This window comes from Pseudomonas sp. GD04019 (assembly GCF_029837695.1).
In the GTDB taxonomy this organism is placed as follows: domain Bacteria; phylum Pseudomonadota; class Gammaproteobacteria; order Pseudomonadales; family Pseudomonadaceae; genus Aquipseudomonas.
Genome location: NZ_JAOEEA010000011.1, coordinates 60,126 through 81,129 on the forward strand (window position 1 = coordinate 60,126; position 21,004 = coordinate 81,129).

General features: G+C 63.9%; 19 protein-coding genes. 14 read left to right on the forward strand and 5 right to left on the reverse strand.

Features of this window, described 5'->3' with window-relative positions:
• Positions 1-3 precede the first annotated feature (3 nt).
• Entirely contained in the window at positions 4-1,110 is a 1,107-nt protein-coding gene (locus tag N7607_RS17540) for a saccharopine dehydrogenase NADP-binding domain-containing protein (protein ID WP_279866539.1), read from the forward strand.
• Here the strand turns inward: N7607_RS17540 and rhtA are convergent, their stop codons facing one another.
• The 3 genes from rhtA to N7607_RS17555 all read right to left on the reverse strand — a co-directional run bounded on the left by rhtA (position 1,111) and on the right by N7607_RS17555 (position 3,073).
• Positions 1,111-1,971 carry a threonine/homoserine exporter RhtA gene (rhtA, locus tag N7607_RS17545; protein WP_279866540.1) on the reverse strand — a complete coding sequence of 287 codons (861 nt, stop codon included), beginning with the start codon at positions 1,969-1,971 and terminating at the stop codon, positions 1,111-1,113.
• Positions 1,972-2,181: 210 nt separating this feature from the next.
• Positions 2,182-2,463 (reverse strand): pyrimidine/purine nucleoside phosphorylase, encoded by a 282-nt coding sequence (locus N7607_RS17550; protein WP_137972982.1) that lies wholly within the window; start codon positions 2,461-2,463, stop codon positions 2,182-2,184.
• Positions 2,464-2,530: 67 nt separating this feature from the next.
• The gene (locus tag N7607_RS17555; protein ID WP_279866541.1) at positions 2,531-3,073 is read right to left on the reverse strand and encodes an exonuclease domain-containing protein; all 543 of its coding nucleotides are present in this window, start codon (positions 3,071-3,073) and stop codon (positions 2,531-2,533) included.
• 133 nt (positions 3,074-3,206) lie between these two features.
• Here N7607_RS17555 and N7607_RS17560 point away from each other — a divergent pair, with 133 nt between their 5' ends.
• Entirely contained in the window at positions 3,207-4,079 is an 873-nt protein-coding gene (locus tag N7607_RS17560; protein ID WP_279866542.1) for an NAD(P)-dependent oxidoreductase, read from the forward strand.
• 223 nt (positions 4,080-4,302) lie between these two features.
• Here N7607_RS17560 and N7607_RS17565 read toward each other — a convergent pair whose 3' ends face one another.
• Positions 4,303-4,644 (reverse strand): DMT family protein, encoded by a 342-nt coding sequence (locus N7607_RS17565; protein ID WP_192320870.1) that lies wholly within the window; start codon positions 4,642-4,644, stop codon positions 4,303-4,305.
• A 95-nt stretch (positions 4,645-4,739) separates the two neighbouring features.
• On the opposite strand from N7607_RS17565, the gene N7607_RS17570 reads away from it, so the two are divergent.
• From N7607_RS17570 to N7607_RS17580, 3 genes are read left to right on the forward strand one after another with little or no spacing between them, the layout of a single operon-like run.
• Positions 4,740-6,959 (forward strand): alpha-glucosidase, encoded by a 2,220-nt coding sequence (locus tag N7607_RS17570; RefSeq protein WP_279866543.1) that lies wholly within the window; start codon positions 4,740-4,742, stop codon positions 6,957-6,959.
• A 57-nt stretch (positions 6,960-7,016) separates the two neighbouring features.
• A complete protein-coding gene (locus N7607_RS17575) occupies positions 7,017-7,268 on the forward strand; it encodes a YkgJ family cysteine cluster protein (RefSeq protein ID WP_279866544.1) in 252 nt (83 codons plus the stop codon).
• Positions 7,269-7,322: 54 nt separating this feature from the next.
• A complete protein-coding gene (locus N7607_RS17580; RefSeq protein WP_279866545.1) occupies positions 7,323-7,928 on the forward strand; it encodes an START domain-containing protein in 606 nt (201 codons plus the stop codon).
• A 55-nt stretch (positions 7,929-7,983) separates the two neighbouring features.
• Here N7607_RS17580 and gltA read toward each other — a convergent pair whose 3' ends face one another.
• Entirely contained in the window at positions 7,984-9,273 is a 1,290-nt protein-coding gene (gltA, locus tag N7607_RS17585; RefSeq protein ID WP_192398341.1) for a citrate synthase, read from the reverse strand.
• Positions 9,274-9,621: 348 nt separating this feature from the next.
• Between gltA and sdhC the strand changes: the two genes are divergently transcribed.
• The 9 genes from sdhC to sucD all read left to right on the forward strand — a co-directional run bounded on the left by sdhC (position 9,622) and on the right by sucD (position 20,998).
• Positions 9,622-10,008 (forward strand): succinate dehydrogenase, cytochrome b556 subunit, encoded by a 387-nt coding sequence (gene sdhC, locus N7607_RS17590; protein ID WP_171016316.1) that lies wholly within the window; start codon positions 9,622-9,624, stop codon positions 10,006-10,008.
• The gene (sdhD, locus tag N7607_RS17595) at positions 10,002-10,370 is read left to right on the forward strand and encodes a succinate dehydrogenase, hydrophobic membrane anchor protein (RefSeq protein WP_279866547.1); all 369 of its coding nucleotides are present in this window, start codon (positions 10,002-10,004) and stop codon (positions 10,368-10,370) included. Before sdhC ends, sdhD begins: the two co-directional genes overlap by 7 nt.
• Positions 10,371-10,373: 3 nt before the next feature.
• The gene (sdhA, locus tag N7607_RS17600; RefSeq protein ID WP_137972990.1) at positions 10,374-12,149 is read left to right on the forward strand and encodes a succinate dehydrogenase flavoprotein subunit; all 1,776 of its coding nucleotides are present in this window, start codon (positions 10,374-10,376) and stop codon (positions 12,147-12,149) included.
• A gap of 11 nt (positions 12,150-12,160) precedes the next feature.
• On the forward strand, positions 12,161-12,880 hold the full coding sequence (locus N7607_RS17605; RefSeq protein ID WP_137972991.1) for a succinate dehydrogenase iron-sulfur subunit: 720 nt from the start codon (positions 12,161-12,163) through the stop codon (positions 12,878-12,880).
• A 244-nt stretch (positions 12,881-13,124) separates the two neighbouring features.
• Positions 13,125-15,956: a 2-oxoglutarate dehydrogenase E1 component gene (locus N7607_RS17610; protein WP_279866548.1), complete on the forward strand. Its 2,832-nt coding sequence runs from the start codon at positions 13,125-13,127 to the stop codon at positions 15,954-15,956.
• Between the two features lie 73 nt (positions 15,957-16,029).
• Positions 16,030-17,250, forward strand: a complete 1,221-nt coding sequence (odhB, locus tag N7607_RS17615; RefSeq protein ID WP_279866549.1) for a 2-oxoglutarate dehydrogenase complex dihydrolipoyllysine-residue succinyltransferase — start codon at positions 16,030-16,032, stop codon at positions 17,248-17,250.
• A 68-nt stretch (positions 17,251-17,318) separates the two neighbouring features.
• Positions 17,319-18,755, forward strand: a complete 1,437-nt coding sequence (gene lpdA / locus N7607_RS17620; protein WP_137972994.1) for a dihydrolipoyl dehydrogenase — start codon at positions 17,319-17,321, stop codon at positions 18,753-18,755.
• A 189-nt stretch (positions 18,756-18,944) separates the two neighbouring features.
• Positions 18,945-20,111 carry an ADP-forming succinate--CoA ligase subunit beta gene (gene sucC, locus N7607_RS17625; RefSeq protein WP_279866550.1) on the forward strand — a complete coding sequence of 389 codons (1,167 nt, stop codon included), beginning with the start codon at positions 18,945-18,947 and terminating at the stop codon, positions 20,109-20,111.
• A complete protein-coding gene (sucD, locus tag N7607_RS17630) occupies positions 20,111-20,998 on the forward strand; it encodes a succinate--CoA ligase subunit alpha (RefSeq protein ID WP_137972996.1) in 888 nt (295 codons plus the stop codon). The genes sucC and sucD overlap by 1 nt, the downstream gene beginning before the upstream one ends.
• The last annotated feature ends 6 nt before the right edge of the window (positions 20,999-21,004 follow it).

Genomic DNA, 21,004 nt, shown 5'->3' on the forward strand with positions numbered 1-21,004 from the left:
ATGGTGCACAAGGAATTTGGTGTGGTGGTGCTGGGCGGTTACGGCAATTTCGGCCAGGTCATCGTGCGCAAGCTGGCGGCTATCGCCGGCATGCGCGTGTGGGTGGCCGGGCGCGACCTGGCCAAGGCCGAGGCGCTGGCGGTGCAGACCGGCACCCAGGCGTTGCAGCTGGACATGAACGCTGCCGATCTGGCGGAGCGCCTGCGTGGCCTGGGCGCACAGCTGCTGATTTCCACCGCCGGGCCGTTCCAGCGCCAGGACTATCGGGTGGCTCGCGCCGCGATCGAGGCTGGCCTGCATTACGCCGACCTGGCGGATGCCCGCGCCTTCGTCTGCGCTATAGGCGAGCTGGATGCGGCGGCGAAAGCGGCTGGGGTGCTGGTCTGCGGCGGCGCCAGCTCGGTGCCGGCACTGGCGGGCGGGGTGATCGACAGCCTGCTGCCGCGCTTCTCCCGTCTGGACGATATCTGGCACGGCATCAGTTCCTCGGAGAAAACGCCGGGCGCCTCGACCCTGGCGGCGGTGCTGGACTACTGCGGCAAGCCGTTCCAGCAATGGCGTGACGGTGCCTGGTGCGAGGTGTTCGGCTGGCAGGACCTGGCGCGTCACGACTTTCCGGCGCCGCTCGGTCCGCGATGGGTGGCCAACTGCGATATTCCCGATCTGCAGCTGTTCCCGGCGCGCTATCCGGGTGTGCGCAGTGTGCGTTTCTCGGCCGGGGTCGGCTTGCGCTTGACCCAGTTCGGCACCTGGGCGCTGGCCTGGCTGGTGCGCGCCGGCCTGCTGCGCAGCGCGGTGCCGCTGACCGACTTCCTGCATCGCCGCGCCGTGTCGGTGGAGCCGTTCGGCGACGGCCGCAGCGGCATGTTCGTACGCCTGAGCGGCTTCGACCAGAGCGGCCAGCCGTTGACGCTGTGCTGGGAATTGCTGGCCGAAAACAACGACGGCCCGAACATCCCCTGCATGGCCGCCGTCGCCCTGGCCCGCAAGCTGGCCGCCGGCACGCTGGATGCCCGTGGCGCGATGCCGTGCCTGGGGTTGCTGACGCTGGAGGAATACCTGGCGGAGCTGGACGGGCTGGCGATCAGCAGCGCGCTGCGCCAGCTCTGATCAGGCGTGTGCGCGCGGCTTGATGGTGGCCGCCGCACCCGTCGAGGCGAGGATGATGGCGCCGATCGCCAGCCACTGCATCGGGCTCAGGTTCTCGCTGAGGAAGATCAGGCCGGAAAGGGCAGCGATGGCTGGCTCCAGGCTCATTAGCACGCTGAAGGTGCGCGCCGGCATGCGAGTGAGGGCGAACATCTCCAGGCTGTAGGGCAGGGCCGAGGACATCACCGCCACGGCCAGGGCCACTGGCAGCAGGTCCACCGAGAAGAGTCCGCCGCCGACTTGCCAGAGCCCCACCGGGAACACCAGCAGTGCGGCGACTACGGTGCCGAAGGCCACGGTCTGCGCGCCGTGGGCGGCACCGGCCTTCTGCCCAAACAGGATGTACAGCGCCCAGCACACACCGGCGCCCAGGGCCAGGGCCATGCCCAGCGGGTCGAGATGGTCGCTGGCGCTGGTGTCGGGCAACAGCAGCCAGAGGCCCAGCACGGCCAGGGCGATCCACACGAAATCCAGCAGGCGGCGCGAGGAGAGCAGCGCCAGGGCCAGCGGGCCGGTGAACTCCAGAGCCACGGCGATGCCCAGTGGAATGGTCTTCAGCGACATGTAGAACAGCAGGTTCATCGCTCCCAGCGCCAGGCCGTAGCCGAGCAGCGAGCGCCAGGCGGCGAAATTGGGGCGGCTGCGCCATGGGCGCATGACGATGCACAGGATCAACGCCGCCAGGCTCAGGCGCAGGGCGGTGGTGCCCTCGGGGCCGATCAGCGGGAACAGGCTTTTGGCCAGAGAGGCGCCGCTCTGGATCGAGGTCATGGCGACCACCAACAGGGCGATGGGCAGGGCGATGGAGGTGGAGCGCGACATGATGGATTCCGAGCGGTACTGCAATAAAAAACCGGCCACTGGGGCCGGTTCTTCAATTTAGGCGCTGTGCGAGGAGTCGTCGAGCGAAGGTGAGGCTAGGCAAAAATGGGTGAGGAAGCGGAGTTAACAGATTGTTAATGAGCATTCCGAACCCATTTTTAACGACGCATCGCCGATGCGCAGGCACTTCTCGTACAGTGCCGACCTAGATCAGCGGTATTCGCAGAGATAGGCGGTGTCCACGGCGACCTTCAGCTGGAACTTGCTATTGCCCGGCACGGTGAACTTGCTGCCGGCTTCGAAGGTTTCCCAGTTGTCGCTGCCCGGCAGCTTGACGGTCAGGGCGCCGGCGACCACGTGCATCACTTCCAGCTGGGCGGTGCCGAACTCGTACTCGCCCGGAGCCATGACGCCGATGGTGGCCGGGCCTTCGCTCATGGCGAAGCCGATGGATTTGACGGTGCCGTCGAAGTATTCGTTGACCTTGAACATGGCGGGCTCCTCGGAAGGGTCAAAAAAGGCCCGCCAGTATGCCCAACCAGCCCGTCTCAGTCAGCCCTCAGGGGGCAAATATCAGCGGCAGGAGCCGGGCGGTGTTGCGTGCATCTTCCAAGGCCCGGTGCTGGCGGCCCTGGAACTGCAGGCCGGTCAGCTGCAGCGCGCCTTGCAGGCCCACGGCGCGCTTGAGTTGGCGGCTGTCGGCGAAGCTCTGCTTGAGATTGTGGTGCGGGATGTCCTGCAGGCAGCTGCACAGATCGTGGCGCTGCCATTCCTGCTGCAGCTGACGGCGGTCGTAATCGCCCCAGCTACCCCAGCCCGCCAGGTGTGGCAGATGGGGCTCCAGCCAGCGTTCGAACTGTGGCCAGACCTGGCCCAGCGACGGCGCGCCGTCGATCTGCGCCTGGCTGATATGGGTCAGCTCGCGGCAGAAGGCGGTCAGGACGGGGCGGCGCAGGGGGCGGACGAAGCGCTGGAAGTGCTCTAGTTCGTGGCCATCGGGGGCTACCAGGCTGGCGCCGATCTCGATGATTTCCATGTCTGCCAGCGGCCAGCCACCTTCTTCGGTGGTGGCTTCCAGGTCGATGATCAGCCAGTGCCGCATAGATTCCCTCCATGGTTGCCGGTGAGTATGGTGCCGGGCATAGCGCCTTGCACAGTTTTGCCATGCAGCTGTGCTGGCCGGCCGCCCCTCGATCCGGGCTATGCTTGGACACTAGTTAGCGAGGAGGTGGTGCATGGCAAAGGTGGCATTTATCGGTCTGGGCGTGATGGGTTTTCCCATGGCCGGGCATCTGGCGTGCGAAGGCCACGAGGTCTGCGTGTACAACCGCTCGCCGGCCAAGGTGCAGCTGTGGGAAGACGAGTTCGCCGGCGAGTCGGCGCCCACCCCGCGCGAGGCGGCCCAGGGCTCCGAGTTCGTGATGACCTGCGTCGGCAACGACGATGACTTGCGCAGCGTACTGCTCGGCCCGGACGGCGCCTTCGCCGGCATGGAGGCCGGCTCGATACTGGTCGACCACACCACCGCCTCGGCCAATGTCGCCCGCGAGCTGGCCGCCGTTGCTGCCGAGCAGGGCCTGGGCTTTCTCGATGCACCGGTATCCGGCGGCCAGGCCGGCGCCGAGAACGGCATGCTGACGGTGATGGTCGGCGGCGAGGAGGCTTTCTACAAGCGCGCCGAGCCGGTGATCGACGCCTACGCCAAGATGATCAAGCTGATGGGCCCGGTGGGCAGCGGCCAGCTGACCAAGATGGTCAACCAGATCTGCATCGGCGGCCTGGTCCAGGGCCTGTCCGAGGCGCTGCATTTCGCCCAGTGCGCCGGTCTCGACGGCTATGCGGCGATGGAAGTGATCAGCAAGGGCGCGGCGCAGTCCTGGCAGCTGGAGAATCGCCACCAGACCATGCTGGAGGGCAAGTTCGACTTCGGCTTCGCCGTGGACTGGATGCGCAAGGACCTGTCGATCCTGCTGGAAGAGGCCCGCCGCAACGGCGCGCAGCTGCCGGTGACGGCGCTGGTCGATCAGTTCTATGCCGATGTGCAGGCCATGGGCGGTGGCCGCTGGGATACATCCAGCCTGATTGCCCGCCTCAAGCAGCGCCCCTGAGAACCTGCTTACGATCTGCTGCGCGTCGGCCAAGCGTCGTTAAAAACAGGTTCGGAATGCTCATTTACCATTCGTAAACTGCGCTTCCTCACCTGTTTTTGCCTAGCTTGGCTCTAGCTCGCGAGATCGTAAACAGGTTCTAAAACTGCAGCGCCCGCCCGGCTCCGGGCGGGCTTGCTGGCGTCATTCGCCGCCCATCTGACGCGCTCGGTCGCTGCCGGCCTCAGGTGCGGAAGATAAAGTACACCGCGCCGAGCAGGCACAGGCCCGCCCACAGGTAGTCCAGCTTCAGCGGCTGCTGCATCACGTAGACGCTGAAGGGAACGAACACCGCCAGGGTGATCACCTCCTGCATGATCTTCAGCTGGCCCACCGACATCTCGGTGTAACCGATGCGGTTGGCCGGCACCATGATCAGGTACTCGAACAGCGCGATGCCCCAGCTGACCAGCGCCGCGACCAGCCAGGGCTTGCTGTTCATGGTCTTCAGATGGCCGTACCAGGCGAAGGTCATGAAGATGTTGGACAGGGTGAGCAAGGCCGCGGTTTGCATCCAGACCGGCATGGCGATGTTCTCGTGAGGAAAAGCAGCCAGCCTAAATAGGTACGCGCGGCCGGCCAAGTCCCGGGCGCCGATGAATCGATGCGAGGGGGAAGGGTGTGGGCAAGTGGATTCGCGGTGGGGCATGGGTGGGGGTTGCAGGCGTTGCCGCACTGGCGGCATGGAGTGGTTGGCAAGCCTGGCAGCAACGCGCCATCTGGGCCGAGCTGGAGGTGGCGCCGGCGCTGATGACGGCGCAGCAATTCGAACTGGGCGCTCAGCGCTTGTTCTGGGACGGCCAGCGCCTGCGGCTGGTGGACGGGCAGCGGGTGTTGTGGGCCAGTGAGGGCGGTTTTCTCGCCGCCGGGCGCGGCCATGAAGAGGTGGAAGAGCATCGCGGTGCGATGTTCGTCGAGGAGCGTCGCGAACTGCTCTGTCGCCGCCAGCGCCTGGAGACCATCGAGCAGCGCGGTGCGCGTCTTCTCTTGCGTGGCAGCCTGGGCTGCGCCGACGGCAGCGAAGCCGGCTATGCGCTGATTCTGGAGGACGACGGCGAGCGTGGCGTGCGCCTGGCCGTGGCGCTGGATGACGAGCGCCTCAATCGCATCTATCTCAGTTGGCTGCGTGAGGCCGACGAGCGCTTCCATGGTTTCGGCGAGCAGTTCAGCGCCTTCGACCTGGCTGGCCGGCGCTTGCCGATCCTGGTGCAGGAACAGGGTGTCGGTCGCGGCCTGCAACCCATCACCCTCGCCGCCAACCTGACTGCCCGCGCCGGCGGCGATTGGTGGACCAGCTATGCGCCGGTGCCGCATTACCTGACCAGCAAGGGCCGCAGCTTTTTCAGCGAGTCCGGCGCCTATCAGGTGTTCGACCTGCGCGACGAACAGCGCGTGCAGCTGGAAGTGCATGCCGGGCAACTGGCGGCACGCATCTATACCGCCGCCGATGCGCCGGGGCAGATCGCCCAGCACACGGCGGTGGTCGGGCGTATGCCGCCGCTGCCGGCCTGGACCCAGCACGGCGCCATCGTCGGCCTGCAGGGCGGCACCGAGCGGGTGCGCGGCATTCTGGATCAGCTCGATCAGGCTGGTGTGCCGTTGGCCGGTGTCTGGCTGCAGGACTGGGTGGGCCAGCGCACCACCAGCTTCGGCAAGCAGCTGTGGTGGAACTGGAGTCTGGATGAGCTGCATTACCCGAACTGGGCGGCGCTCAACGGCGAGCTGCAGGCGCGCGGCGTGCGCAGCCTGGCTTACGTCAATCCATTCCTGGTGGATGTAAGCGAGAAACCCGGTGCCGCGCGCAACCTGTATGCCGAGGCCCGCGAGCGCGGCTATCTGCTGCGTGATGCCTCCGGTCAGCCGCTGGCGCTGCTCAACACCAGCTTCAGCGCCAGTATGCTCGACCTGAGCAATCCCGAGGCACGCCAGTGGCTTAAGCAGGTGTTGCGTGAGGAAATGCTGGCCAAGGGCTTTTCCGGCTGGATGGCCGATTTCGGCGAGGCGCTGCCCTACGAGGCGCAACTGGCCAGCGGCGAGCCGGCGGCGCTGGCGCACAACCGTTATCCCGAGGAGTGGGCGCGGCTCAACCGCGAGTTGCTGGAAGAGGCGGGCGGGCACGGCGAGCTGTTCTTCTTCATGCGCTCGGCCTTCAGCCGCAGCCCGGGGCTGACCACCAGCCTGTGGGCCGGCGATCAGTTGGTGACCTGGGACGCCGATGATGGTCTGCACAGCGCACTGCTGGGCATGCTCTCGGGCGGGCTGTCCGGCTTTGCCCTCAATCACAGCGATACCGGCGGCTACACCACCATCAGCCATCCGCTGAAGGACTATCACCGCGACGAGGAACTGCTGCTGCGCTGGATGGAGTTCTCCGCCTTCACCAGCCTGTTGCGCAGCCACGAGGGCAATCGCCCGGATGCCAACCAGCAGATCTACAGCTCGCCGCAGCTGCTGGCCCAGTTCGCTCGCAGCGCGAAGATCTTCGCGGCGCTGGCGCCCTATCGTCAGCAGTTGATGGAGGAGGCCGCGCGCACCGGCATGCCGCTGCTGCGTCCGTTGTGGCTGCACTATCCGGATGATCCAGCCGGGCAGCAGGCGTTGCCGCGCAGCTTCCTGCTGGGTGACCAGCTGCTGGTGGCGCCGGTGCTGGAGCCGGGCGTTGCCGAGCTGGAGGTACTGTTGCCGGCCGGTAATTGGGTGCATCTCTGGTCGGGCAAGGTATTGCGGGTGCGCGCGGGTGAGTCGGTGAAGGTGCCGGTGCCCATGGGCCAGCCGGCGGTGTTCTACCCCGAGGGCGCTGCCCTCGCCGAGAGCCTGGCGGCGCTGCGCGACATCAGGTAATGGAAGACGCGGCGCCCAGGCGTTAAGATCGCGCCCGCTCAGCGCATGAGAGGTCTTATGGAGTGTCGTGCCGGCTGCGGTGCCTGTTGCATCGCGCCTTCCATCAGTTCGCCGATTCCCGGTCTGCCCCAGGGCAAGCCTGCGGGCGAGCGCTGCCTGCACCTCACCGCCGAGTTTCTCTGCGCCATCTTCGGCAGCCCGGAGCGTCCGGATGTCTGCCTGGCTTTTTCCGCCGCGGACTACGTCTGTGGCGACAGCCGCGAAGAGGCGGTCCGCCTGATTGGCTGGCTGGAGCAGGCCACCGCCTGAGCGAGTCCAGGCCCGGCGGCGCTGCCGGCGGGTCAATATCCCCAAGGAGCAATGATGATTGCATTGAGTCGAGCGGCCGCCATCTGTGGTCTGAGCCTGCTGGCAGCTGGTATGGCCCATGCCGAGGACTGGCAGCTGGCCAAGGACGAGGACGGCATCAAGATCTACCTGAGCGAGGTGCCGGGCTCCAAGTACAAGGCCTATCGTGGCGTGACCACCATCGCCAGCGATGTGGCGACCCTGCGCAAGCTGCAGGAAGACGTGAAGGGCTCCTGCGCCTGGATTCATGCCTGCGCCGAGCAGAGCCTGCTCAAGCACGAAGGCGCCGAGAGCTGGGTCTACACCCGTTTCGAGATGCCGTGGCCGGTGGAGGCCCGTGATTCGGTGCTGCACGTGGTGTCGGAGCAGGGCGCCGATGGCAGCCTGACCCGCAAGATGGACGGCCAGCCCAAGTTCATCCCCCTCGACCAGGACCACACCCGGGTCACCAGCCTGAATGGTTACTGGAGCCTGGTGCCGAAGGACGGCAAGGTCGAGGTGATCTACCAGGTGCACACCGAGCCGGGTGGCAGCGTGCCGTCCTGGCTGGCCAACAGCTTCGTGGTGGATGCGCCGTTCAATACCCTGAAGGGGTTGCGTGATCTGGCCGAGAAACGCTGAGGTCAGAAATGAAAAAAGGCTGCCAATTGGCAGCCTTTTTCTTTGCCCGCAAAACTTACTTGCGGTCTTCAAGCTTGACGTAGTCGCGCTTGTCGTAGCCGGTGTAGAGCTGGCGCGGACGGCCGATCTTGTACGGGCTGGACAGCATTTCCTTCCAGTGCGAGATCCAGCCGACGGTACGCGATAGGGCGAAGATCACGGTGAACATGCTGGTTGGGATGCCGATGGCCTTGAGGATGATGCCCGAGTAGAAGTCCACGTTCGGGTATAGGTTGCGCTCCTTGAAGTACGGATCGGTCAGGGCGATCTCTTCCAGGCGCATGGCCAGCTCCAGCTGCGGGTCGTTCTTGATGCCCAGCTCGGCCAGCACTTCGTCGCAGGTCTTCTTCATCACGGTGGCGCGCGGGTCGCGGTTCTTGTACACGCGATGACCGAAGCCCATCAGCTTGAACGGATCGTTCTTGTCCTTGGCCTTGGCGATGAACTTGTCGATGTTCTCGACGCTGCCGATCTCGTCCAGCATGGTCAGTACGGCTTCGTTGGCGCCGCCGTGTGCCGGGCCCCACAGCGCGGCGATGCCGGCGGCGATACAGGCGAACGGGTTGGCACCGGACGAGCCGGCCAGACGTACGGTGGAGGTGGAGGCGTTCTGCTCATGGTCGGCGTGCAGGACGAAGATGCGGTCCATCGCCTTGGCCAGTACCGGGCTGATCGGTTTGATCTCGCACGGGGTGTTGAACATCATGTGCAGGAAGTTTTCCGCGTAGTTCAGGTCGTTACGCGGGTACATCATGGGCTGGCCCATGGAGTACTTGTACGCCATGGCGGCGATGGTCGGCATCTTGGCGATCAGGCGCATGGCCGAGACTTCGCGGTGCTGGGCGTTATTGATGTCCAGCGAGTCGTGGTAGAAGGCGGAGAGGGCGCCGACCACGCCGCACATGATGGCCATCGGGTGGGCATCGCGGCGGAAGCCGTTGAAGAAGCTCTTCAACTGCTCGTGAACCATGGTGTGGTTCTTGATGGTGCTGACGAACTTGGCCTTCTGCTCTGCGGTCGGCAGTTCGCCGTTCAGCAGCAGGTAGCAGGTTTCCAGGTAGTCGGACTTCTCGGCCAGTTGCTCGATGGGGAAGCCGCGGTGCAGCAGGACACCGGCGTCGCCGTCGATGTAGGTGATCTTCGACTCGCAGGAGGCGGTCGACATAAAGCCAGGATCAAAGGTGAAGCGACCCGTGGCGGTCAGGCCCCTCACGTCGACAACATCGGGACCTACGGTGCCGGTCAATACGGGCAGCTCTACGGGGGCATTGCCCTCGATGATCAACTGCGCTTTTTTGTCAGCCATGTTCGGCCTCCTGTTTATGCTTGAAATCATCAGAAGCCCCCCACGCAGGGCCCGGGACACTATAGAGACATAAATCTGAAAGTCAATTTACTGAAACCCAGACAGCAGAGGGGTTTCAGCCCTTTTTTGGGGCAAAGGGAATGGCCTAATACGTCATTTATTAATGGCGTGCAATCCGCTTTTTGGGGTGGGCCATTACGTTGTCATTAGTTACCTAACTGTCTATACTCTGCGCCCGGCCGTCAGGGGCTTTAAGGCCTACAATTAGACGGCTGGCACTCCCTTGGTGAGGGGTACCTGACCAGTGCACTTCCCGACAACTTGCCCTGCTTGTTAGGGGCCTCTAGTGTGAAAAAAGCCGTGAATAGCCAACGACCTGTAAACCTAGATCTCAGGACAATCAAACTCCCGATCACAGCTTATACGTCCATTCTGCACCGTGTTTCCGGTGTCATCCTCTTCCTCGGTATCATCGTGATGCTCTATGCGCTCGATAAAACCCTGGCATCCGAGGAAGGCTTTGCAGAAGTACAGGCGTGCCTGACCAGTCCGCTGGCCAAGCTGATCATCTGGGGCCTGCTGTCCGCCCTGCTGTATCACCTGGTGGCCGGTGTACGCCACCTGATCATGGACATGGGTGTCGGCGAGTCGCTGGAAGGCGGCAAGCTGGGCTCGAAGATCGTCATCGCCGTTTCGGTGGTGGTCATTGTTCTGGCGGGGGTCTGGGTATGGTAACCAACGTAACCAACTTCTCGCGTTCGGGCCTCTACGACTGGATGGCCCAGCGCGTATCTGCGGTCGTTCTCGCGGCTTATTTCCTGTTCCTGATCGGCTACCTGGTGGCTAATCCGGGCCTCGGCTACGCCGAGTGGCATGCTCTGTTTTCCCACACTGCGATGCGCATCTTCAGCCTGCTGGCTCTGGTTGCTCTCATCGTGCACGCCTGGGTCGGTATGTGGACTATCACCACCGACTACCTGACGCCCATGGCCATCGGCCGCTGGGCGACCGGCGTGCGTTTCCTCGTCCAGGCGGTTTGCGGCGTGCTCCAGTTCGTCGTGTTCGTCTGGGGTGTGCAGATCCTGTGGGGTTTCTGATCCATGTCTAGCATTCGTACTCTTTCCTATGACGCCATCATCGTTGGTGGCGGCGGTGCCGGCATGCGTGCCGCACTGCAGCTGGCCCAGGGCGGTCACAAGACTGCCGTGGTGACCAAGGTCTTCCCGACCCGCTCGCACACCGTATCCGCCCAGGGCGGCATCACCTGCGCCATCGCTTCGGCCGACCCGAACGACGATTGGCGCTGGCACATGTACGACACCGTCAAGGGCTCCGACTACATCGGTGACCAGGACGCGATCGAGTACATGTGCTCCGTGGGCCCGGAGGCCGTGTTCGAGCTCGAGCACATGGGCCTGCCGTTCTCCCGTACCGAACAAGGCCGCATCTATCAGCGTCCGTTCGGTGGCCAGTCCAAGGGCCCGGACAATCCGTCCGTCCAGGCTGCCCGTACCTGCGCCGCGGCTGACCGTACCGGTCACGCCCTGCTGCACACCCTGTACCAGGCCAACCTGAAGGCCGGCACCTCGTTCCTCAACGAGTGGTACGCCGTCGATCTGGTGAAGAACCAGGACGGCGCCATCGTCGGCATCATCGCCATCTGCATCGAGACTGGCGAAACCGTCTATATCCGCTCCAAGGCCGTGGTTCTGGCCACTGGCGGTGCGGGCCGTATCTACGCCTCCACCACCAACGCCCTGATCAACACCGGTGACGGCGTGGGCATGGCCCTGCGCGCCGGCGTGCCGGTGCAGGACATCGAGATGTGGCAGTTCCACCCGACCGGCATCGCCGGCGCTGGTGTGCTGGTCACCGAAGGCTGCCGTGGTGAGGGTGGTTACCTGATCAACGCCCATGGCGAGCGCTTCATGGAGCGTTACGCTCCGAACGCCAAAGACCTGGCCGGCCGCGATGTGGTTGCCCGTTCCATGGTCAAGGAAGTGATCGCCGGCAACGGCTGTGGCCCGGACAAGGACCACGTGCTGCTGAAGCTCGACCACCTCGGCGAAGAAGTGCTGCACAGCCGCCTGCCGGGTATCTGCGAACTGTCCAAGACCTTCGCTCACGTTGACCCGGTGCTCGCTCCGGTTCCGGTGATCCCGACCTGCCACTACATGATGGGCGGCGTTGCCACCAACATTCATGGCCAGGCCATCACCCAGGATATCAACGGCAACGACAAGATCATCGAAGGTCTGTTCGCCGTGGGTGAAGTCGCCTGCGTATCGGTACACGGTGCCAACCGTCTGGGCGGCAACTCGCTGCTTGACTTGGTGGTATTCGGCCGCGCCGCTGGCCTGCATCTGGAAAAAGCGCTGAAAGAAGGCGTGGAAGTCCGTGGTGCCAGCGAAACCGACATCGAGGCTTCGCTCAAGCGCCTGTCCGGCGTCAACGAGCGCAGCAGTGGTGAAGATGTGGCTCCGCTGCGTAAAGAGCTGCAGCAGTGCATGCAGAACTACTTCGGCGTATTCCGTACCGGCGAATACATGAAGAAGGGCATCACTCAGCTGGCCGATCTGCGCGAGCGCATCGCCAACGTCAAGATTGCCGACAAGAGCCAGGCCTTCAACACCGCGCGTATCGAAGCGCTGGAGTTGCAGAACCTGCTGGAAGTGGCCGAAGCCACTGCCATCGCCGCCGACACCCGTACCGAGTCCCGCGGCGCCCACGCCCGCGAAGACTACGAGGACCGCGACGACACCAACTGGCTGTGCCACTCCCTGTACTTCCCGGGTGAGAAACGTGTTGCCAAGCGCGCTGTTAACTTCGCGCCGAAGACCGTTCCTGCATTTGAACCCAAAGTACGTACTTATTAAGGGTGGCCACCATGTCTCTTGGTAACACTTTGCAAGTCAGCGTTTATCGCTACAACCCGGAAAAAGACGCCGCGCCGTTCATGCAGGACTTCACCGTGCAGATCGACGGCAAGGACCTGATGGTTCTCGACGTGCTGGCCCTGATCAAGGAACAGGACGAGGGCTTCTCCTACCGTCGCTCCTGCCGTGAAGGCGTGTGCGGTTCCGACGGCATGAACATCAGCGGCAAGAACGGCCTGGCCTGCATCACCCCGATCTCCACCGTGGTGAAGGGCAACAAGCTGGTCATTCGCCCGCTGCCGGGCCTGCCGGTCATTCGTGACCTGGTCGTCGACATGAGCATCTTCTACAAGCAGTACGAGAAGGTGCAGCCGTTCCTGCAGAACGATACGCCGGCTCCGGCCATCGAGCGTCTGCAGAGCCCGGAAGAGCGCGAGAAGCTGGACGGTCTTTACGAGTGCATCCTGTGCGCGTGCTGCTCCACCAGCTGCCCGTCCTTCTGGTGGAACCCGGACAAGTTCCTCGGTCCCGCCGCGCTGCTGCAGGCCTATCGCTTCCTGGCCGACAGCCGCGATACCAAGACCGCCGAGCGTCTGGCGTCCCTGGATGACCCGTTCAGCGTGTTCCGCTGCCGCGGCATCATGAACTGCGTGAACGTATGCCCCAAGGGTCTGAACCCGACCAAGGCCATCGGTCACGTACGTAACATGCTGCTGCAGAGCGGTACCTGATACACAGCTTCACGCAACACCTGCGTCGGCGGAACGATTCGCCGGCGCAGTAAAGCCAGAGCCCCAGCTCACAAAGCCAGGGCTCTTATTTGAAAGAAAAATGACGACCAGCAGGGGCATCCGGGCTGGTACCCGGACTATCTGCGGGATCCGTAGTGGCTTACCAGGTCGCTGCTTCAGGACTATGAATGGCCCAGCTACGGCTTCTACGCCGGTGGTGTCCCCTTACCGAGGGTGACCAAGCATGCAAGAAAGCGTGATGCAGCGCATGTGGGACAGCGCCCACCTATCCGGTGGCAACGCGGCCTACGTGGAAGAGCTCTATGAGCTCTACCTGCACGATCCCAACGCTGTGCCCGAAGAGTGGCGCACCTACTTCCAGAAACTGCCGGCCGACGGGAATACCGCCACCGACGTTTCGCACTCCACTGTCCGCGATCATTTCGTGCTGCTGGCCAAGAACCAGCGCCGTGCTCAACCGGTTTCCGCCGGGAGCGTGAGCAGCGAGCATGAGAAGAAGCAGGTGGAAGTTCTGCGCCTGATCCAGGCATATCGCATGCGCGGCCATCAGGCCTCCACGCTCGACCCGCTGGGTCTGTGGCAGCGTCCTGCGCCAGCCGATCTGGCAGTCCATCACTATGGGCTGACCAACGCCGACCTCGACACCACCTTCCGTACCGGTGAACTCTACATCGGCAAGGAGGAGGCGACTCTACGGGAAATCCACGAGTCGCTGCAGCAGACATATTGCCGCACCATCGGCGCCGAGTTCACCCACATCGTCGATTCCGAGCAGCGCAAGTGGTTCCAGCAGCGTCTGGAAAGTGTGCGCGGCCGCCCGGCCTATTCGGCCGAGGTGCAGAGCCATGTGCTCGAGCGCCTGACTGCCGCCGAAGGCCTGGAAAAGTACCTGGGCACCAAGTACCCGGGCACCAAGCGCTTCGGTCTGGAAGGTGGCGAGAGCCTGATCCCGCTGCTGGACGAGATCATCCAGCGCTGCGGCTCCTACGGCACCAAGGAAATCGTCATCGGCATGGCCCACCGTGGTCGTCTGAACGTACTGGTCAATACCTTCGGCAAGAACCCGCGCGACCTGTTCGACGAGTTCGAAGGCAAGCAGGTCGAGGGCCTGTCCTCCGGTGACGTGAAGTACCACCAGGGCTTCTCCTCCAACGTCATGACCTCAGGCGGCGAAGTCCACCTGGCGCTGGCGTTCAACCCGTCGCACCTGGAGATCGTCTCTCCGGTGGTCGAAGGATCGGTGCGCGCCCGTCAGGACCGCCGCCAGGACGCGACCGGCGACAAGGTGCTGCCGATTTCCATCCACGGTGACGCGGCGTTCGCCGGTCAGGGCGTGGTCATGGAAACCTTCCAGATGTCGCAGACCCGTGCCTACAAGACCGGCGGCACCATCCACATCGTGATCAACAATCAGGTCGGCTTCACCACCAGCCGCGCCGATGACTCGCGCTCCACCGAGTACGCCACCGACGTGGCGAAGATGATCCAGGCGCCGATCCTGCACGTGAACGGCGACGACCCGGAAGCGGTGCTGTTCGTCACCCAGCTGGCCGTCGACTACCGCATGCAATTCAAGCGTGACGTGGTCATCGACCTGGTCTGCTACCGTCGTCGCGGCCACAACGAGGCCGACGAGCCGAGCGGCACCCAGCCGCTGATGTACCAGCAGATCGCCAAGCAGCGCACCACCCGTGAGCTGTATGCCGAGAGCCTGGTGCAGTCCGGCCGCGTTACCCAAGACGCAGTGAACGCGCGCATCGAGGAATACCGCAGCGCGCTGGACAACGGCCAGCACGTGGTCAAGAGCCTGGTCAAGGAGCCGAACAAGGAGCTGTTCGTCGACTGGCGTCCGTACCTGGGCCATGCCTGGACCGCGCGTCACGACACCCGCTGCGACCTGAAGACCCTGCAGGATCTGGCCGGCAAGCTGCTGGAGATCCCGGAAGGCTTCGTGCTGCAGCGTCAGGTTTCCAAGGTGCTGGAAGATCGCGCCAAGATGACCGCCGGCGCCATGCCGATCAACTGGGGCTACGCCGAGAACCTGGCCTACGCCAGCCTGCTGTTCGAAGGCCACCCGGTGCGCATGACCGGCCAGGACGTCGGCCGCGGCACCTTCTCGCACCGCCACGCGGCGCTGCATAACCAGAAGGACGCGACCACCTACCTGCCGCTGCAGAACCTCTATGAAGGTCAGCCGCGCTTCCAGCTGTACGACTCCTTCCTCTCGGAAGAAGCGGTACTGGCCTTCGAGTACGGTTACTCCACCACCATGCCCAACGCGCTGGTGATCTGGGAAGCCCAGTTCGGCGACTTCGCCAACGGTGCCCAAGTGGTGTTCGACCAGTTCATCTCCAGTGGCGAGCACAAGTGGGGTCGTCTGTGTGGCCTGACCATGCTGCTGCCGCACGGCTATGAAGGGCAGGGCCCGGAGCACAGCTCCGCGCGTCTGGAGCGCTTCCTGCAGCTGTGTGCCGAGCACAACATGCAGGTCTGCGTGCCGACCACCCCGGCGCAGGTCTACCACATGCTGCGTCGCCAGGTGATTCGCCCGCTGCGCAAGCCGCTGGTAGTGCTGACGCCGAAGTCGCTGCTGCGCCACCCGCTGGCCATCTCAACCCTGGAAGAACTGGCCGAAGGCTCGTTCCAGACCGCCATCGGCGAGATCGATCAGATCGATCCGAAGAAGGTCGAGCGTCTCGTGCTGTGCAGCGGCAAGGTGTACTACGACCTGCTGGCCAAGCGCCGTGCGGAAGGCCGCGAGGACATCGCCATCGTGCGTATCGAGCAGCTCTATCCGTTCCCGGAAGACGACCTGGCCGAGATTCTGGCGCCGTACAAGAACCTCAAGCACATCGTCTGGTGTCAGGAAGAGCCGATGAACCAGGGCGCCTGGTATTGCAGCCAGCACCACATGCGCCGTGTCGCTTCCGCGCACAAGAAGGAACTGTTCCTTCAGTACGCCGGCCGCGATGCCTCGGCTGCTCCGGCCTGTGGTTACGCTTCGATGCACGCCGAACAGCAGGAAAAACTGCTGAACGACGCCTTTACTGTTTAACGCCTTCGCGCACGGAGGCGGCGGCACGGGCCGTCGCCTCCTTGAAGAAACCGAATTTAAGGAAACACACACAATGGCTATCGAGATCAAAGCCCCAACCTTCCCGGAATCGGTTGCCGACGGCACCGTCGCTACCTGGCACAAGAAGCCGGGCGATGCGGTCAAGCGTGATGAGCTGATCGTCGACATCGAAACCGACAAGGTGGTGATGGAAGTACTCGCCGAAGCCGACGGCGTACTCGCCGAAATCGTCAAGAACGAGGGCGACACCGTCCTGTCCGGCGAACTGCTGGGCAAACTGGGTGACGCCGGCGCTGCCGTCGCCGCCCCGGCTGCTGCTCCTGCCGCCGCCCCGGCCGCGGCAGCCGCTCCGGCTGCTGCTGCCGATGACGACGCCATCCTGTCGCCGGCCGCGCGCAAGATCGCCGAAGAGGGCGGTATCGACCCGAACAGCATCACCGGCACCGGCAAGGGTGGTCGCGTGACCAAGGAAGACGCCGTTGCTGCCGTCGCCGCCAAGAAGTCCGCTCCGGCCGCTGCCGCCAAGCCGGCCGCTCCGGCTGCCGAAGCTCCGGTCTTCGCCGCCGGCGATCGCGTCGAGAAGCGCGTACCGATGACCCGCCTGCGCGCCAAGGTTGCCGAGCGTCTGGTCGAAGCCCAGTCCACCATGGCCATGCTGACCACCTTCAACGAAGTGGACATGCACGAAGTCATGGCCCTGCGCAGCAAGTACAAGGACCTGTTCGAGAAGACCCACAACGGTGTGCGTCTGGGCTTCATGTCCTTCTTCGTCAAGGCCGCCGTCGAGGCGCTGAAGCGCTTCCCGGCGGTCAACGCCTCGATCGACGGCAACGACATCGTCTACCACGGCTACCAGGACATCGGCGTTGCCGTATCCAGCGACCGTGGCCTGGTGGTTCCGGTGCTGCGCAACGCCGAGCTGATGAGTCTGGCCGAAGTCGAGAACGGCATCGCCACCTTCGGCAAGAAGGCCCGTGACGGCAAGCTGTCGATCGAAGAGATGACTGGTGGCACCTTCACCATCACCAACGGCGGTACCTTCGGCTCGATGATGTCGACCCCGATCGTCAACCCGCCGCAGGCCGCGATCCTCGGCATGCACAACATCATTCAGCGCCCGGTGGCCATCAATGGTCAGGTCGTGATCCGCCCAATGATGTACCTGGCACTGTCCTACGATCACCGTCTGATCGATGGCAAGGAAGCGGTCAGCTTCCTGGTCACCATCAAGAATCTGCTGGAAGACCCGGCTCGCCTGCTGCTGGACATCTGATCCCACGGCTGCGCAACGCGGTGGCCCCCACAAGGGGCCACCCGGTTTTATTCGAGAAGGAATGAGTTATGACCCAGAAATTCGACGTGGTAGTGATTGGCGCTGGCCCCGGGGGCTACGTGGCCGCCATCAAGGCCGCGCAACTCGGTCTGAAGACCGCCTGCATCGAGAAGTACCAGGACAAGGATGGCAAGGTCGCCCTCGGCGGTACCTGCCTGAACGTCGGCTGCATTCCGTCCAAGGCGCTGCTGGACAGCTCCTACAAGTACCACGAGGCCCACGAGGGCTTCAAAGTCCATGGTATCGAGGCCAAGGGCGTCACCATCGACGTGCCGCAGATGGTTGCGCGCAAGAACACCATCATCAAGAACCTGACCGGCGGCGTCGCCGGTCTGTTCAAGTCCAACGGCGTGACCCTGCTGGAAGGCCACGGCAAGCTGCTGGCCGGCAAGAAGGTTGAAGTCACCGGTCTGGACGGCAAGACCCAGATCGTCGAAGCCGACAACGTGATTCTGGCTTCCGGCTCCCGTCCGGTCGACATCCCGCCGGCTCCGGTCGATCAGGACGTGATCGTCGACTCCACCGGCGCCCTGGAATTCCAGGCCGTGCCGAAGAAGCTGGGCGTGATCGGCGCCGGTGTCATCGGCCTTGAGCTGGGCTCCGTGTGGGCTCGCCTGGGCGCCGAAGTGACCGTGCTGGAGGCCATGGACAAGTTCCTCGCTTCCGCCGACGAGCAGATCTCCAAGGAAGCCCTGAAGATCCTCGGCAAGCAGGGCCTGGACATCCGCCTGGGCGCCCGCGTGACTGGCAGCGAAGTGAAGAAGAAGCAGGTTACTGTGACCTTCACCGACGCCACCGGCGAGCAGAAGCTGACCTTCGACAAGCTGATCGTCGCCGTTGGCCGTCGCCCGGTGACCACCGATCTGCTGGCCGCCGACAGTGGCGTGACCCTGGACGAGCGTGGCTTCATCTTCGTCAACGACCAGTGCGAAACCAGCGTTCCGGGCGTATACGCCATCGGTGACGTGGTGCGCGGCGCGATGCTTGCGCACAAGGCTTCGGAAGAGGGCGTGATGGTTGCCGAGCGCATCAAGGGCCACAAGGCCCAGATGAACTACGACCTGATCCCGTCGGTCATCTACACCCACCCGGAAATCGCCTGGGTCGGCAAGACCGAGCAGCAGCTCAAGGCCGAAGGCGTCGAGATCAACGTCGGTACCTTCCCGTTCGCCGCCAGCGGCCGCGCCATGGCTGCCAACGACACCGCCGGTCTGGTCAAGGTCATCGCCGATGCCAAGACCGACCGCGTGCTGGGCGTGCATGTGATCGGCCCGAGCGCGGCCGAGCTGGTCCAGCAGGGCGCTATCGGCATGGAATTCGGCACCAGTGCCGAAGACCTTGGCATGATGGTGTTCTCGCACCCGACCCTGTCCGAGGCGCTGCACGAAGCGGCCCTGGCCGTGAATGGCCACGCCATCCACATCGCCAATCGCAAGAAGCGTTGATGCGTGCCGCGCCCCGTCTGTAAAGGCGGGGCGCTTCAGGAAAAACCACGGCGGACGGCCCGTGGCGGTTCGCAAGGACCAGTCGCAGGAATGTCCGTCGGACTGCTAACCAGTGCAGTCACAGGTGGCGCGGCGCCTCGAGCGCAGCGCCGAAATGCGCAATACCTAAACGAAGAACGGTAGATAAGCATGAATCTTCACGAGTATCAGGGTAAGCAGCTGTTCGCTGAATACGGCCTGCCGGTTTCCACTGGCTTTGCCGTTGACACCCCGGAAGAAGCGGCTGCGGCCTGCGAAAAGATCGGTGGCAGCGAGTGGGTTGTCAAAGCCCAGGTGCACGCCGGTGGCCGCGGTAAAGCGGGCGGCGTCAAGCTGGTCAAGAACAAGGAAGACGCCAAGGCGTTCGCCGCCAACTGGCTGGGCAAGCGTCTGGTGACCTACCAGACAGACGCCAACGGTCAGCCGGTCACCAAGATCCTGGTTGAGTCCTGCACCGACATCGACAAGGAGCTGTACCTCGGCGCCGTCGTCGACCGTTCCAGCCGCCGCATCGTGTTCATGGCTTCCACCGAAGGTGGCGTGGACATCGAGAAAGTCGCTCACGAGACTCCCGAGAAGATCCTCAAGGCCACCATCGACCCGCTGGTCGGCGCTCAGCCGTACCAGGGCCGCGAGCTGGCCTTCCAGCTGGGCCTGCAGGGCGACCAGATCAAGCAGTTCACCCACATCTTCGTCAACCTGGCCAAGCTGTTCCAGGACTACGACCTGGCGCTGCTGGAAGTGAACCCGCTGGTGATCAAGAAAGACGGCAACCTGCACTGCCTGGACGCCAAGATCAACATCGACGCCAACGCCATGTACCGTCAGCCCAAGCTGCGTGCCATGCACGACCCGTCCCAGGACGACGCTCGTGAAGCCCATGCGCAGAAGTGGGAACTGAACTACGTCGCGCTGGAAGGCAACATTGGTTGCATGGTCAACGGTGCTGGCCTGGCCATGGGCACCATGGACATCGTCAACCTGCACGGCGGCAAGCCGGCCAACTTCCTCGACGTCGGCGGCGGCGCTACCAAAGAGCGCGTGACCGAGGCCTTCAAGATCATCCTGTCCGACAGCAACGTGGCTGCCGTTCTGGTGAACATCTTCGGCGGCATCGTGCGCTGCGACATGATCGCCGAAGGCATCATCGGCGCCGTGAAAGAAGTCGGCGTGAAGATCCCGGTCGTGGTTCGTCTGGAAGGTAACAATGCCGAGCTGGGCGCCAAGGTCCTGGCCGACAGCGGTCTGAACATCATCGCGGCCACCAGCCTCACCGACGCTGCCCAGCAGGTCGTCAAAGCCGCGGAGGGCAAGTAATGAGCGTCCTGATCAATAAAGACACCAAAGTCATCTGCCAGGGCTTCACCGGCTCGCAGGGTACTTTCCACTCCGAACAAGCCATCGCCTACGGCACCAAGATGGTTGGCGGCGTGACTCCGGGCAAGGGCGGCACCACTCACCTGGGCCTGCCGGTGTTCAACACCGTCAAGGAAGCCGTTGACGCCACCGGCGCCACCGCTTCGGTGATCTACGTTCCGGCTCCGTTCTGCAAGGACTCGATCCTGGAAGCGGCCTACGGCGGCATCAAGCTGATCGTCTGCATCACCGAAGGCATCCCGACCCTCGACATGCTGGACGCCAAGGTCAAGTGTGACGAGCTGGGCGTACGCCTGATCGGCCCGAACTGCCCGGGCGTGATCACTCCCGGCGAGTGCAAGATCGGCATCATGCCGGGTCACATCCACCTGCCGGGCAAAGTAGGCATCGTGTCGCGCTCCGGCACCCTGACCTATGAAGCCGTTAAGCAGACCACCGACGCCGGCTTCGGCCAGTCCACCTGCGTGGGCATCGGTGGCGACCCGATCCCGGGCTCCAACTTCATCGACATCCTGAAGCTGTTCCAGGAAGACCCGAAGACCGAAGCGATCGTGATGATCGGTGAGATCGGCGGTTCCGCTGAAGAAGAAGCCGCTGCCTATATCAAGGCCAACGTCACCAAGCCTGTAGTGTCCTACATCGCTGGTGTGACCGCGCCGCCCGGCAAGCGTATGGGCCACGCCGGCGCCATCATCTCCGGTGGTAAAGGCACTGCGGACGAGAAGTTCGCCGCCCTGCAGGACGCCGGTGTGAAAACCGTGCGTTCGCTGGCCGACATCGGCAAGGCCCTGGCCGAGCTGACTGGCTGGGAAGTCAAGAAGGCCTAAGGCTTT